The sequence below is a fragment of the Halosimplex halobium genome (assembly GCF_051414055.1).
Lineage (GTDB): Archaea > Halobacteriota > Halobacteria > Halobacteriales > Haloarculaceae > Halosimplex > Halosimplex halobium.
In genome coordinates this window covers 78,043-90,539 of sequence record NZ_JBLKNX010000009.1, presented here as the reverse complement: position 1 = coordinate 90,539, position 12,497 = coordinate 78,043, and the positions used below count along the sequence as shown (strand labels likewise).

The 12,497-nt window shown below is 69.2% G+C and carries 16 protein-coding genes and 2 pseudogenes; 5 read left to right on the top strand and 13 right to left on the bottom strand.

What is annotated here, in order from left to right; all coding sequences use genetic code 11:
• Positions 1–37: 37 nt before the first annotated feature.
• Positions 38–301: a hypothetical protein gene (locus ACMGFG_RS10835; RefSeq protein ID WP_436930350.1), complete on the bottom strand. Its 264-nt coding sequence runs from the start codon at positions 299–301 to the stop codon at positions 38–40.
• A 449-nt stretch (positions 302–750) separates the two neighbouring features.
• Positions 751–1,068, bottom strand: a complete 318-nt coding sequence (locus tag ACMGFG_RS10830) for a cupin domain-containing protein (protein ID WP_436930349.1) — start codon at positions 1,066–1,068, stop codon at positions 751–753.
• 402 nt (positions 1,069–1,470) lie between these two features.
• On the opposite strand from ACMGFG_RS10830, the gene ACMGFG_RS10825 reads away from it, so the two are divergent.
• On the top strand, positions 1,471–1,869 hold the full coding sequence (locus ACMGFG_RS10825; RefSeq protein WP_436930348.1) for a nascent polypeptide-associated complex protein: 399 nt from the start codon (positions 1,471–1,473) through the stop codon (positions 1,867–1,869).
• Complete coding sequence (locus ACMGFG_RS10820; protein ID WP_436930347.1) at positions 1,866–2,594, top strand: methyltransferase domain-containing protein; 729 nt, start codon at positions 1,866–1,868, stop codon at positions 2,592–2,594. Before ACMGFG_RS10825 ends, ACMGFG_RS10820 begins: the two co-directional genes overlap by 4 nt.
• A 72-nt stretch (positions 2,595–2,666) precedes the next feature.
• Here ACMGFG_RS10820 and ACMGFG_RS10815 read toward each other — a convergent pair whose 3' ends face one another.
• On the bottom strand, positions 2,667–3,293 hold the full coding sequence (locus ACMGFG_RS10815; protein WP_436930346.1) for a DUF6517 family protein: 627 nt from the start codon (positions 3,291–3,293) through the stop codon (positions 2,667–2,669).
• Between the two features lie 26 nt (positions 3,294–3,319).
• Positions 3,320–3,646, bottom strand: coding sequence for a transcription factor S (locus ACMGFG_RS10810; protein WP_436930345.1), 327 nt, complete (start codon positions 3,644–3,646; stop codon positions 3,320–3,322).
• Between the two features lie 121 nt (positions 3,647–3,767).
• On the opposite strand from ACMGFG_RS10810, the gene ACMGFG_RS10805 reads away from it, so the two are divergent.
• Positions 3,768–4,061 (top strand): hypothetical protein, encoded by a 294-nt coding sequence (locus ACMGFG_RS10805; RefSeq protein WP_436930344.1) that lies wholly within the window; start codon positions 3,768–3,770, stop codon positions 4,059–4,061.
• Positions 4,062–4,153: 92 nt separating this feature from the next.
• Here ACMGFG_RS10805 and ACMGFG_RS10800 read toward each other — a convergent pair whose 3' ends face one another.
• The 6 genes and pseudogenes from ACMGFG_RS10800 to ACMGFG_RS10775 all read right to left on the bottom strand — a co-directional run bounded on the left by ACMGFG_RS10800 (position 4,154) and on the right by ACMGFG_RS10775 (position 8,739).
• Positions 4,154–5,092 (bottom strand): cell division protein CdpA domain-containing protein, encoded by a 939-nt coding sequence (locus ACMGFG_RS10800; protein ID WP_436930343.1) that lies wholly within the window; start codon positions 5,090–5,092, stop codon positions 4,154–4,156.
• 164 nt (positions 5,093–5,256) lie between these two features.
• Positions 5,257–5,556 (bottom strand): hypothetical protein, encoded by a 300-nt coding sequence (locus ACMGFG_RS10795; RefSeq protein ID WP_436930342.1) that lies wholly within the window; start codon positions 5,554–5,556, stop codon positions 5,257–5,259.
• A 13-nt stretch (positions 5,557–5,569) separates the two neighbouring features.
• A complete protein-coding gene (locus ACMGFG_RS10790) occupies positions 5,570–6,094 on the bottom strand; it encodes a DoxX family membrane protein (protein ID WP_436930341.1) in 525 nt (174 codons plus the stop codon).
• 173 nt (positions 6,095–6,267) lie between these two features.
• Positions 6,268–6,753: pseudogene (locus tag ACMGFG_RS10785) on the bottom strand (alkaline phosphatase family protein); the annotation flags it as partial.
• 321 nt (positions 6,754–7,074) lie between these two features.
• Positions 7,075–8,181: pseudogene (locus ACMGFG_RS10780) on the bottom strand (alkaline phosphatase family protein); the annotation flags it as partial.
• Between the two features lie 387 nt (positions 8,182–8,568).
• A complete protein-coding gene (locus tag ACMGFG_RS10775; protein WP_436930340.1) occupies positions 8,569–8,739 on the bottom strand; it encodes a DUF7331 family protein in 171 nt (56 codons plus the stop codon).
• Between the two features lie 511 nt (positions 8,740–9,250).
• On the opposite strand from ACMGFG_RS10775, the gene ACMGFG_RS10770 reads away from it, so the two are divergent.
• Entirely contained in the window at positions 9,251–10,060 is an 810-nt protein-coding gene (locus ACMGFG_RS10770) for a helix-turn-helix transcriptional regulator (protein WP_436930339.1), read from the top strand.
• A 21-nt stretch (positions 10,061–10,081) separates the two neighbouring features.
• On the opposite strand, the gene ACMGFG_RS10765 is transcribed toward ACMGFG_RS10770, so the two are convergent.
• The gene (locus tag ACMGFG_RS10765; protein WP_135364136.1) at positions 10,082–10,615 is read right to left on the bottom strand and encodes an inorganic diphosphatase; all 534 of its coding nucleotides are present in this window, start codon (positions 10,613–10,615) and stop codon (positions 10,082–10,084) included.
• Positions 10,616–10,814: 199 nt separating this feature from the next.
• On the opposite strand from ACMGFG_RS10765, the gene ACMGFG_RS10760 reads away from it, so the two are divergent.
• On the top strand, positions 10,815–11,177 hold the full coding sequence (locus ACMGFG_RS10760) for a PadR family transcriptional regulator (protein WP_135364137.1): 363 nt from the start codon (positions 10,815–10,817) through the stop codon (positions 11,175–11,177).
• 1 nt (position 11,178) lies between these two features.
• On the opposite strand, the gene ACMGFG_RS10755 is transcribed toward ACMGFG_RS10760, so the two are convergent.
• Positions 11,179–11,799 (bottom strand): DUF7108 family protein, encoded by a 621-nt coding sequence (locus tag ACMGFG_RS10755; RefSeq protein WP_436930338.1) that lies wholly within the window; start codon positions 11,797–11,799, stop codon positions 11,179–11,181.
• Positions 11,800–11,825: 26 nt separating this feature from the next.
• A complete protein-coding gene (gene rnhA, locus ACMGFG_RS10750; RefSeq protein ID WP_436930337.1) occupies positions 11,826–12,419 on the bottom strand; it encodes a ribonuclease HI in 594 nt (197 codons plus the stop codon).
• Positions 12,420–12,497 lie beyond the last annotated feature (78 nt).

The following is a 12,497-nucleotide window of genomic DNA, read 5'->3' as shown; positions in this document are numbered from 1 at the left end:
TCCGCCAGGCGCGTCTCCGAGGGACGGTCCGGGTCCGTCACGCGTGCTTCCGTGCGTCGGTCGGGTCGATCCCCTCCGAGAGCTGGACGCGGTCGTTCGTGCTCTCGGCGACGCCCCTGCGGTCGATCGTGACGGTCGTCCGCGACCCGGCCTCGGCGGTCGGGTCGCCCGGTTTCGACCGGCCGGGGTCCAGGAGGACGTGCGCGCGGTCGCCGTCGGTCCGCACGATCGTCCCGACCGCCGTCCCGTCGTCGGCCACGACTCGCTTTCCCCTGTCGGTTCCCTGGAAGTTCCGTCTCATGTGTGTCGGCCACCCGTGAGGATGCGCTTCCCTCTAGCCGCGGTCCGAGTATAAATCCGGAACCCCGTCCCGCCGCGGCACCCCCACCGTTGCGACCGTCCCGCTCGACGACCCCGCCGGTAAGACCCGCCTACCGCGGCGGCCGTCACCGGCTGGCCCGACGGTCGCGCTCGGTTCGTCTATTTACTATATTCTGTATAGTATCCAGTCTTTATATTTATATTTATATTTCTGCCCCTGTTCGGAGATAAATGCGGTTAGAGTGGCTTCGTGCCGGATTTTACGGATGATATCCGGTTGTTCAAGATCTTCGGCTTCTATAGAATTAGTTCTCAATCGCTCAAACCGGATTATTTTGAGCTCCTATAATAACGTAGGAACTATGATTCAATATCTGGTATACATTCGAAAACGGTAGAAATACCGAATTGGTTTCGGTCGGGGTGCGTTCAGGGTGCGCCGACCAGGACGAACGTGCTCTCGGCGTCGCCGTTCTCGATCTGTCGGCGCTCGTCGGGGTCGATGCGGAGGGCGTCGCCGGGCTCCATCGGGACCTCGTCGCCGGCGACGGTGACGGTGGCCGCGCCCTCGACGAGGACGTACACCTCCTCCTGTCCGTCGTCGGCGTGGTCGTGCGGTTTGCCGGTCCAGCCCGGTTCGCACTCCAGGACGGACACCCCGAGGTTCTCGCAGTCCAGTTCGTCGCGGAGGAAGTGGAGCCCGCCGCCGACGGCCTCCACCTCCTCGTAGTTGACTTTCGTCGACATCGCCGGTACGTACGGCCACCGTCCTCAAGTTCTCTGTGCCGCTCGTCCGGAATCGCTGTCCCCGATTGTGAGCGTTGAAACGGGAGGGCGCGCTAGTTGGGGTCAGCACCCGGAGGACAGCAAGCGCTGAAACCTCTCGCCGCGCTCAGGGACTCTGTCACCGGAAATCGAAGGTTTCCGGGATCGGGCGAGAGCACAGCTCTGACGAGCCCGGGGTCGTTCGCGGGGCTCACTCCCGCAGACACCGGACGCGAGGGAGCGGAGCGACCGAGTCGTCCGGCCTTTTTTGCCTACGTTCTTGCCGGCCGGGGTCCCCGCAGCGCGCCTTCGACGCGCGAGGAACCCCGGTCGGCAAAAAGGTGGTTGTTAAGGCTTTTTGCGCCGGGCGACGGAGGTGGGGGTATGTTCCCAGGAGGCGGCGGCATGGACGACCGCAAGATGCAGCAGATGATGAAGCAGATGGGCATCGACATGACCGACCTCGACGCCGAGGAGGTCGTCATCCGGACGCCCGACGAGGAGCTCGTCTTCACCGACGCGGACGTCCAGCGGATGGACGCCCAGGGCCAGCAGACCTACACCATCGTCGGCGAGCCCGAGTCCCACGAGCGCGGCGAGGGCGGCGGCGGGAGCGACGAGCCGGCCATCGAGGAGAGCGAGGGCGACGGCGGACCAGCGGAGATCCCCGACGAGGACGTGGAACTGGTCGCGACGCGAGCGGGCGCGAGCGAGGACGAGGCCCGCGAGGCGCTGGAGGAGACCAGCGGCGACCTGGCGGCGGCCATCGAGCGGTTAGAGTGAGCCTGCTGTTCGTCCACGAGGCGGAGGGCCGCGAGTACCTGCTGTCGCCGGGCGAGACGCTGGAGTGCGACCTCGGCGTGCTGGAGGTGCCCGACGACGTGGAGCCCGGCGAGGTCGTCGAGACCCACATCGGCGAGGCGTTCACCGCGCGGAAGCTGCGCGGGCCGGATCTCTTCAACCACTTCGAGCGGACCGGCGCGCCGATGATGCCACGCGACATCGGGCTCATCGTGGGCCACACGGGCGTCTCCGGCGCGGACGACGTGCTCGACGCCGGCACCGGGACGGGCGTGCTGGCGGCGTATCTCGGCCGCTGCGGCGCGTCGGTGACCACCTACGAACGGGACCCGGAGTTCGCCGAGGTGGCCCGGGAGAACATGGAACTGGCCGGCGTGGGCGACCGCGTGGACGTGCGGACCGGCGACGTGACCGACCAGCTGGGCGACCTCGACCGGTACGACGTGGTGACGCTCGACACCGAGGACGCGCCGACGATGGTCGAGCGGACGCCCAACCTGCTCCGCGACGGCGGCTACGTCGCGGTGTACTCGCCGTTCGTCGAGGCGACTCGCGAGGCCGTCTCGGCCGCCCACGAGGTCGGGCTCGGTGAGGTCGAGACGCTGGAGACGATCCAGCGCGAGATGGACTTCGACGACCGCGGCTCGCGGCCGTCGACCGCGGGCGTCGGCCACACCGGCTACCTCACCTTCGCGCGGCGGGTGTAGCGGGCGGCCGGGGGTCGACGACTCCCTTTTCACGACCCGCCGGTCGGCAGACGGGTCGTCGTCGACCGGCGGTCATCCGGTCGCTCGCACGAGGTCGAACAGTTCTTCGCGGTAGTCGCCGGTCGATCCGTCGAGCGTTGGGTCCGCGGCGTCCGGGAGCCGGCGGGCGAGCGACGAACGGGGGTAGGCACCGCCGGCGAGGCGGATGGCGTCGTCGGCCCAGGCGCCGACCCACCCTTCGACGGGGACGGGGTCGTTCTCGGGCAGCGGCACCTCGCCGGTAACCTGTCGGAGCGCGATCCGGGAGCGGTCCTCGGTGCGGATCCGCTCGCGGCGGCCCCGCTCGACGCCGACGACGCCGCGGTCGGCCAGGTCGTCGGCGAACCGCCGGACTGCTTCGGTCTTCACCGACGGGAGCACCATCGCGGGGCCGATCCCCGGCGCCAGCGGCGGGCGGAAGGCGAGCCGCGTCGCGAAGAAGAACCGCCAGGACTGGTCGACGCCGCCGCCGGTCGCCTCGCGGACGGCCGCCCGGAGGGCGGTGTCCTCGTAGACGACCGTGTGGCCGCGTACGTCGGCGCCCTCGACGCCGAACAGCGTCTCCGTCGCGTCCTCGACGCGCTCCCAGGCCCCGTCGAGGCGGTCGACGGGGACGGCGGGCGCGGGCACCTCGTCGCCGTCGTCGGGAGCGCGTGGCACGTCCGCCCCTCAGAACCGGGGGTACTTCAGTGGTCGTCCTCGCGCCACTTGTGCTCGCACTCGGTGCAGGTGAAAAAGCGCGTCTCGCTCTCGTCGGCCGCGCGGATCTGTTTCATCTCCCAGAACGCGCGGTCGTTCCCGCACTCGGGACACCGGATCTCCGTGGTCGCGCCCATGTCCTCGGCGTCGACCTCGGAGGTGTCGATGACCTCGGTCTCCTCCTGGCCCTGCGTCGTGACGGCGGTCTCGGCCTCTTCGGCCTCGTCGCGCAGTTCCTCGTAGCCGCAACTGCCACAGACCCAGGCGTCCCCCTCCGTCTTCATCATCGAGCCGCATTCGTCGCAGAACTTCATACCCGCCGTAGCGGGCCACCGACTGAAAAATCCCCCGTTTCGCGGTATCGGACGCCCGGCGCGACGACGGTGGGGCCGGCCGACAGATACATCCGGCCGATCGCCGTACTGTCGGTTCAGTGTGACGACGGGCGTCCGCCACGTGTACGCGGTCGGCATCGGACTGGGGCTGGTCGGGAGCGTTGCGACCGCCGCCGGCCTGGCGCTCGCCGGCTCACCGGCGACGGGCGGTGTCGCACTCGCGTCGACGATCGGCCTCGTCCTCGGCCTCGTCAATCTCTTCGACCGGGAGGACTTCGACCGTGACCACTCGCTGGCGTACCGCCTGGGCAACTGGGGCGGTGCGGTCCTCGCGGTCGCGCTGGGGCTCGTGATGCTCGCGGTCGGCGTCGCCTCGTTCCTCGCGTTTGGGTGACGCCCGGCTCGTCCCCGGACGGGAGCGATACGGGGAAGCAACGATACGGAGAAGCAGTGACACACCGCGGGGTTCGCGCGCCGGTCCGGCTCTCAGTTCGCTTCGGACCACTCGTCGCAGGCGTCCATGTCCTCCATGAGTTCGTCGCTGAGCCCGCAGTAGGGGGTGATCTTCCCGTCGACCTTGACGTACTCGAAGTGGGCGCAGTTGCCGCAGTAGGCGTCGGGACGACCCCGTTCGCTCGCGGCCTCGACGAACTCGGCGTCGGTGAACTCGCCGTCCTGGGGGCCGGCGTCCCCGCCGCCGTTCTCGACGGTCGCGGAGCCACCGTCGGCGGCGGCGCCGGACTGGCCGGCGGGACCGGACCGGTCGCCCGTGGCGTCGGCGAGGATCTCGGCGTCCCGGCCGTGGCCGGTCGGCTCGGAACTCGGCGGCTGGTCGCGGTTGGTCTGGGTGCGGACCTCGCCCTGGGGTTCTTTCCCGAACAGGCCGACGGAGCCGAAGCCGCCGGCGGGCTCGGCGTCGTCGACGAGGCGGATGTTGCCCTCTTCGGTGATCTCCATGCGCGCGGTGCCGCCGGGGTCGTTGCGCGTCTTGAACGTGGCGAGGCCGGCGAACAGGCAGGTGAGCGACACCAGCGCGCCGGCGAAGTAGACGACGACGGCCGCGAGCCCGAGCGGGTCGCCGGCGCCGAACCACTGGTCCGGGTAGGCGACCCGGAACAGGGCGACGCCGAGGACGGCGACGCTGGCGCCGATGACCGAGGCCGCGCGGGTCGCCCGCCCGGCCGGGAGGACGGCGAACACGCCGAGGAAGGTGGCCGGGAGGCCGAGGCCGGCGAGCGTGCCGGCGAGCGTGCGCGCCGCGATGCGGTCGAGTCCCAGCGTTGCCCCCACGTCCGTCGTCGCGACGACGATGCTCGCGACGACCATCGCCGCGCCCGCCCCGAAGAGCGTCGCCCCCGCGTAGAACCGACGAGAGGTCGTCACCGTCCGCAGGTGCCCCTCGTACACTTCGGTCAGGCTTGCCATACGTGACCGTCTCCGTGAGAGACCATAACGACCCGTCAGACGCGCGTCCGACGGGGGAGTCGTCGGCCGGTGTGGCAACTGGCCGGCGCCGGGAACCTACGCGGAGACGTGAACGGGAAACCGTGAAGGGCTCGCGCAGAAACGGAGCGGGGGAACGGGGGGAGCTAGTCCGCGGTCATCTCGACGCGCTGGGCGGTGTCCGTACCCCCGGGCACGGCGGCCATGCGGTAGACCTGCCAGAGCAGCAGGACCGCCAGGCCGGTGACGACCAGCAGGACCCTGAGGTTGGCGTCGACCATCGGCGTCGCGATCACTTCACCGGCGTCGTTGGTCGTGGGCGCCGCGCCGTAGGGTGGCCCCGCGAGTATCTCGACGATGCCGAGGCCGACGACCCCCAGCAGGATCAGCCCGGCACCGAGTGCCATCGCCGCTCTGTCGACCGTGGTGATGATGGTTTCTCTCATTGGTCTCACCTCGTCAGCCGAGGATGTACTTGAGCTTCGGGTGCCGTTCGACGAACCCGGTCTGTTCGATGATGGCGTCGCCGCCGTAGTACCGGCCGGCGGCCAGCGCGGCCATCGTGATCATCAGCAGCAGGCCCATGAAGTCGCCCGTCACGAGCCCGTGGCCGTAGCCGGCGTTGCCGACCCAGAACAGGGTCATGAAGAAGGCCCCGCCGAAGGCGGCCAGCCGGGTGAGGACCCCGAACATGATCCCGAGGCCGATGAGCATCTCGAACAGCGGGACGCCCGGCTTGATCAGCCACGCGAGGTGCTCGCCCATCAACACCGGGATGGGACCCAGCGCCGTGCCGGTCATCTCCTGCAGGTACGCCGGCCCGTAGCCGTAGGCCAGCCCGTGCTCGATGAGCTTCGTCACGCCGGCGTGGAAGAACCACCAGCCGACGATGACTCTGAGCATCGCGACCCAGTACTTCGCGACCGGGCCACCGATGTCGAACGCGAACTCCTCGCCCAGCGGGTTCGCCGTGTTGGTTGCCATGGTCGTCACCTCACATGTGCAGCTTGCGGGTGAGAGTGCATATAAACGGGAGCGCGTTCCCGGGGTCTGAAAATTCCGGGACGGCGCGGCTACGGTGGGAGACGACGGATAAAGACCCCGTCGAACGGAGGTCGAAAGCGGCCGGTCAGTCCTCGGGACGGCCGCGAGTCAGCTCAGACCAGCGAGGAGCCGTCGAACTCGCCGCGCTCGTAGTCGATGTCCATCAGGTCGAGGATGGTCGGCGCGATGTCGAAGAGATCCACGTCGGAGATGCGGGCCTCCTCGTCGTCGATCAGGAGGGTGGCGTTGTCGAAGCTGTGCATCCCGTTGCGGGCTCCGAACTCGACGAAGGGGTCCTTGCGGCCCTTGAAGCCGGCCTTCAGGTCGAAGCCGTGGTTCGGGACGATGGTCAGGTCCGGCGCGATGTCGTCGTGGTCGCCGCGGAAGGCGTCCTCCTTGGTGACCACGCGGTCGGCGACGGGCTCGCCGTTCGGCCCCTCGAGCTGCTCGAGCTCCTCTTTCAGCTCGGCACGGACCTCCTCGTACTCCTCGTCGGGGACGGTCCCACGGGGCTCGCGGCCTTCGAGGTTGAGATAGAAGCGACCGGGGATCAGTGAGTACGCTTTCGCGTCGTCGGCGATGTCCGGGAGTTCGGTGTGGGTGTACTCCAGCACCTCGCGGTCGGGGTCCAGGTCCGTCCCGAGGTCGACGCCCTCGGCGGCGGTGACGGAGATACGGAACCCACCGTCCGAGTCGTCGACGGACACGTCCTCGAAGAGTTCGGTGGTGTCGGCCTTGTCGGCGCCGAGCGACTTGGGGGTCACCCCGGAGAGCTCCTCGAGGACGTACTCGCGGGCGTCCTCGGTGAGCGCGACGACGGACCCGTCCTGCGGGTAGGCGTCGCCCTCGGCGCGGACCAGGTCCGCCTCGACGTGGAACTGTTCGTCCTCGCCCTCGTCGACGACGTGGGTGTCGACGTCCACGTCGTCGGCGTCGACGACGACGGCGCGTTCCTCGCCCTCGTCGACCACGGCGGGGGTAGCGTCGTGGATGGCGGCGACGGCCTCGTCGCGGGCGTCCTCGTCGTCGGCGACCAGCCGGCCGTCCTCGAGTTCGGCCGCCAGCGTCGCGGGGTCGACCAGTTCGTCGAGGTCGCCGGCGTAGTCGGCGTCGAACTCCAGGTGGTCGCCCTCGCGGAGCCAGGCGCCCAGCTGGAACGTGTAGTCGCTGTCCCCCTCGTAGGACAGCCAGCCGTTCTCGCGCAGCCAGGCGTTGCAGTTGACCTCGTAGTCGAGGGAGGTGAACCCGTGGTCGGAGGCGACCATCATGGTCACGTCGTCGGGCAGCAGCTCGCGCAGTTCGCCGAGGTACTCGTCGACCTTCTGGTAGAACTCGACGAACTCCTCGCTGTACTCGCCGTCCTCTTCGTAGTCGCGGAACAGGAAGTGGTTGACCCGGTCGGTCGCCATGAAGACGCCGAAAAAGAGGTCCCAGTCGTCCTCCTCGACGTAGTGTCTGAACGCCTCCTGGCGGGCGTCGAGCGTCGCGTGGGCGTCCTCCATGAACTCGCCCTTGTCGGTGTGGCCGAGGCTGGCGTTGGTGTCGATGCGGTAGTCGATCGACTGGAGGTAGTCGCGAAAGTCGTCGGGGTAGGCGGACTTCTCGACGCCTGGCGAGAGGAACCCCGAGACCATCCGCTGAACGTCGCGCTGGGGCGGGAACGTGGTGACGACGTTCATGACGGTGGCGTCGCGGCCCGCCTCGTGGACGCGGTCCCAGACCCGCTTCGTCTGGACGTCCCGGCGCATCGGGACGTACGTCTCGTAGGAGCCGTTCTCGCGGTCCTGGAAGCCGTAGACGCCCGTCTCGCCGGGGTTCTTCCCCGAGGTCAGCGCCGGCCAGCAGGCCGAGGACTCGGGCGGGACGATGCTGTCGATGGCGCCGGCGGACCCCTCGTCGACGAGCCGCGAGAGGTTCGGGAATTTCTCCCGGTTGTCGGCGATGAGGCTATACGGCACGCCGTCGATGCCGAAGAAAGCGACCCGCGGCTCGTCGTCGCCGCCGCGGATACGGTCGAACAGTCCCATACCTCCCGATACCGCGGTGGGGCACAAGAAGCTTCTTTTCGCGGACAGGCTCGGGGGGCGTCGGTGACGCGCTCAGCCGCCGCTTCCGGCCGTCACTCCGCGCTGTCGCCGACCGACCGGTCGACCGTCGCCTCGTCGCGCTCGCCGCGCTCCTCGGGCTCGTCGCCGGCCGCGAAGTTCTCGGGCACGACCGTCAGGTGCGCCATCCCGGACGTCGGTGTTCTGGTCGCCATACACGTCGACGTACGCGCGCCGTCCCCAAGTAATTACCCATGCTCATAATTCATGGGGCGAGCGGGGTCGGATGCGCGGGAGGCATATCGGCGGGGTGGCCCGTCGGCGGAAGACGGCGAGGCCCGGCGGACCGGAGCGACGGTCGTCGACGGCTCAGCGCATCGCCTCGCGGTCGACGGCGCTGTCGGAGACGATCCAGCCGTCGGGTTCGCTGGTGTCGAAGACGACCGTCTCGTCGTCGCACTCGACGGCGACGTAGCGTTCGGAGACGGCCGAGACCTGTTCGCGCAACGCTTCCGCGGAGGGAGGGTCTGAGTTCTGCATCGGGGTCACCTCGGACGGGTACGACTTGGACCCGACGGGCCATATAGGGGGTCGACCTCGTACGTGAGTTCACCCCGCTTCAGGTCGTTTCACGACCGTTCATACCGCCTCGCTGTCCCGCGATTAAACGCTTTACGCGCCCCCACCTGCCGGCCGCGCCACGACACGGCGTGTCGTCCCGACGGCGCGTGACACTATTACCCATCGCGCGGATCGATCGGGCGACAGGCAACCAGGGCCGCCGGACCGGACGACCGGCGACCGCGGTGCTCGCGACCGACAGGGACGTGTGACCGACAGCCTCTGACAGCCGGCTCGGGTGGGTGGACGCGCGGGCCGAACGGGTCCGGGCTGGCGCGGCGGGCGCGGTGGCGGTCCGGCGGCCGCGGGCCTGTCAGTTCGGACGGGCGCGGGCGCTCCCCGAAGCGCCCCTCCCCCTCGCGGCGTCGACAGCCGCGCGTCTCCGCGGGTCGGCGAGGATTTTTGCCGCTGGCGTCGAGTGTGGGGGACGATGTACCCGGGTACCGACGAGTCTGGGGACGGTCCGCACGGCGCTCTCGCGTTTCTCTCCCAGTCCGAGAACCGCGTGGGAGTGCTGGCGGCACTGTCCGACGGCGCCCCGCGGGACCGCTACGACCTGGAGTCGGCCGTCGACGCGTCGCGGCGGACGGTGTTGCGCGTCGTGAACGAGCTGTCCGACCGCGGCTACCTCCGCGAGACCGACGACGGCTACCGCCTCACCGCGCTCGGCGCGCACGTCCACGACCAGTACGCCGCGGCCGTCGACGGACTGGACGCCGTGGCGCCGGTCGCGTCGTTCCTCGCGGCGGTCCCGGCGGGCGTCGTCGACTTCGACCTCGCGCGGCTCGCCGACGCCGAGGTGACGGCGGCGACGCCCGGCGGCTCCTACGCCCCGCTCGACCGGACGCTCGAACTCCGGCGGGGGGCGTCGCGGATCCGCGAACTCGCCCCCGGCGTCGAGCGCCGCAGCGTCGAGCAGATCGCCGACCGCGTCGAGGCCGGCGAGGACGTCGAGATCGAGGTCGTCCTCACGCCGGCGTCGCTGGAGACCGCCGAGTCCGAGGACCAGTACGCGGCCGCCCACGAGGCGGTCGCCGCCGCGGAGGAGGTCGCCCTGTACCTGACGCCCGAGCCGTTCGAACTCCCCGTGAGCGTGATGGACGAGACGGTGGCGCTCGTCTCGGGCGGCATGGACGGGCGCCCGGACGCGGTCCTCGAGACGGACGACCCGGTCGTCCGCGAGTGGGCCGAGTCCTACATCGGCCGCTACGTGGAGCGGGCCGAGCGGATCGACGGCTGACCGCGAAAACCGGTCGGAGCGTCAGGCGAACTCCTCGTCGTAGAGGTCCTGCGCGTGCTCGATGGCGTCGTAGGCGGATTGGCGGTCCTCCCAGCCCAGCGTCTCGACCTCCTTGCCCTCCTCGAGGTTCTTGTAGGTCGCGAAGAACTCGTCGATCTCGTCGAGGGTCTGCTGGGGGATGTCCTCGAGGTCCTCGATATGGTCCCAGCGGGGGTCCTCGCTGGGGACGGCGATGACCTTGTCGTCCTGCTCGCCGTCGTCGTCCATCTTCATGAGCGCGACGGGGCGGGCCTCGATGACGCAGCCGGGGAACGTCTGGTCCTCGACGAGCACGAGCACGTCGAAGGGGTCCTCGTCGTCGTAGTACGACTGCGGGATGAACCCGTAGTCGGAGGGGTAGTGGACGTTGCTGTGGAGCACGCGGTCGAGGACGACGCCGGGGATGTCCTTGTCGTACTCGTACTTGTTGCGCTCGCCTTTGAGGCACTCGACGACTGCGTAGATCTCCTCGGGCGGGTTCGGCCCCGTCTCGAGGTCTTCCCAGAGGTTCGACATCACCCGCGAGTTCGCCTGGCGCCGGCAAAGGCCTTTCCGTTTCGTCCGCTCGCCGCCCGGATCCGGACGAACTCTCGGGTAGCGGTAGGATTATCATTGGGTGATATCACCCGGATAAGCGGCTGACGCGGGGGGTATCCTCACGGATAACGGAAGAAAGTTAACAAGTGTTAAATAGCCAGATGACATTCCACTAACCATGTCAGAGGCACAATCGGTGACTGACAGCCCCGGAATCGCACGCGAACTGACCGCGTTCCAGCAGAACATCCTCGTCATCCTCGGGGAGGAGCCCCGGTACGGACTGGCTATCAAACGTGAACTCGAGGACTACTACGACGACGAAGTCAACCACGGTCGACTCTACCCGAACCTCGACGACCTCGTCGAGATGGGTCTCGTCGAGAAGAGCGAACTCGACAAGCGGACCAACCAGTACGCGCTGACCGACGAGGGCTACGAGACGGTGCTCGACCAGCTCTCCTGGGAGTTCTCGAAGCTCGTCACGAGCGAGGACCGCGCCGACGACCTCCGCGAACTCGTCGACGCCGTTCAGGAATAGGTTATTCCAGCGGACAGCGCTCGTCCGCGACCGCGAACGCGACCCGAACCGATTTTTCGACGACCTCGCGCTGGGCAGCCGTCGGCCACGCGTTACGCTTGTAGTAGTCCGCGAGGAACTCCTCCAGTTCGTCGGCCGTCGCGTCGTGGACCGGCTTGGCGTAGTGGTTGCCCATGAAGTCGGCGAGCGCCGCGACGTTGGCCGCGTGGTCGTCGCCGTGTTCCGCGCGCACGTCCGCGACGACCTCGCGGTTGTACTCGTCGATCTCCGCCCAGTCGTCGCCCTCTCCCGGGCCCGAGAGGGGGATCTCGATCCCCCGGTCGATCTCCTCGATCCGTTCGGTCCGGATCTCGCCGTCCTCGACCCACTCCTCGGGGTGGAGCACGAGCACGTCGCGGGTCTCGTCCTCGCGGACGCGGGCGGTGTAGTCGTGGTCGGCGAGCCGCTCGTCGCGGTCGCTCCGGTAGGCGGCCGCCTCCGCGTCGACGGCGGCCTCCCTGGCCAGTTTCGTGAGCCGTTCGGCCTCGTCGACGACCGATTCGGGCGGGAGGTCGTCGGGGTCGCTCTCCTCGTCGGCCAGTACGTCCGGCGCTTCGCTGGGGTCGGGTGTCTCGTCGGGCATGGTGAATGTCCGGCTCGGCGGCCCGGTCAGGCCTCGTCGAGCGCCTCGTTGGCGAGTTCGTCGGCGCGGTCGTTTATCTCCCGCGGAACGTGTTCGAGCGACCACTCGTCGAAGCCGGTCAGCAGCTCCCGGACGGTGACGCGGTACTCCCGCAGGTCGGGGTCGTTGGTGTCCCACTCCCCGCGGACCTGCTTGACGATCAGCTCGGAGTCGCCGCGCACGTCGACCTCGTCGAAGCCGTAGTCGCTCGCAACGCGCAGCCCCTCGATGAGCGCCTCGTACTCGGCCTGGTTGTTGGTGGCGCGCCCGATGGTGTGGCCGCCCTCGGCGACGATCCCGTCGCCGCTGACGACGACCCAGCCCACCGCCGAGGGGCCGGGGTTGCCGCGGCAGGCGCCGTCGAAGTAGACGTGCGCGCGCCCGCCGCCCTCGCGGATCAACCCTTCGAGGTCCGCGGGGTTGGCCCCCTGGATCACGACCTTGTCGTCGTAGGCGACGGCGGTCGCGTCGCCCCGCTCGGCGCGCCAGCGCTCGTGGTCGGTGTTGCCCGGCTCGACCTCGACGCCCGCCTCCTCCAGCCGCTCGCGCGCCGCCGCCACGTCACAGTCGACTGTCGGCATCGCCTACACCTCGCCGGCCGGCGGCCATATGGGTTCGGATCCGCTCGGACCGGCTGCGGCCGATGCTACACCCCGCAC

Bases quoted from the DNA above. Each gene is read 5' to 3' on its own strand.
- ACMGFG_RS10800 (WP_436930343.1), bottom strand. From the start codon at position 5,092: ATGGCAAGCCTGACCGAAGTGTACGAGGGGCACCTGCGGACGGTGACG.
- ACMGFG_RS10810 (WP_436930345.1), bottom strand. From the start codon at position 3,646: ATGAAGTTCTGCGACGAATGCGGCTCGATGATGAAGACGGAGGGGGAC.
- ACMGFG_RS10755 (WP_436930338.1), bottom strand. From the start codon at position 11,799: ATGCCCGACGAGACACCCGACCCCAGCGAAGCGCCGGACGTACTGGCC.
- ACMGFG_RS10765 (WP_135364136.1), bottom strand. From the start codon at position 10,615: ATGTCGAACCTCTGGGAAGACCTCGAGACGGGGCCGAACCCGCCCGAG.
- ACMGFG_RS10775 (WP_436930340.1), bottom strand. From the start codon at position 8,739: ATGCAGAACTCAGACCCTCCCTCCGCGGAAGCGTTGCGCGAACAGGTC.
- rnhA (WP_436930337.1), bottom strand. From the start codon at position 12,419: ATGCCGACAGTCGACTGTGACGTGGCGGCGGCGCGCGAGCGGCTGGAG.
- ACMGFG_RS10835 (WP_436930350.1), bottom strand. From the start codon at position 301: ATGAGACGGAACTTCCAGGGAACCGACAGGGGAAAGCGAGTCGTGGCC.
- ACMGFG_RS10795 (WP_436930342.1), bottom strand. From the start codon at position 5,556: ATGAGAGAAACCATCATCACCACGGTCGACAGAGCGGCGATGGCACTC.
- ACMGFG_RS10830 (WP_436930349.1), bottom strand. From the start codon at position 1,068: ATGTCGACGAAAGTCAACTACGAGGAGGTGGAGGCCGTCGGCGGCGGG.
- ACMGFG_RS10770 (WP_436930339.1), top strand. From the start codon at position 9,251: ATGTACCCGGGTACCGACGAGTCTGGGGACGGTCCGCACGGCGCTCTC.
- ACMGFG_RS10825 (WP_436930348.1), top strand. From the start codon at position 1,471: ATGTTCCCAGGAGGCGGCGGCATGGACGACCGCAAGATGCAGCAGATG.
- ACMGFG_RS10760 (WP_135364137.1), top strand. From the start codon at position 10,815: ATGTCAGAGGCACAATCGGTGACTGACAGCCCCGGAATCGCACGCGAA.
- ACMGFG_RS10790 (WP_436930341.1), bottom strand. From the start codon at position 6,094: ATGGCAACCAACACGGCGAACCCGCTGGGCGAGGAGTTCGCGTTCGAC.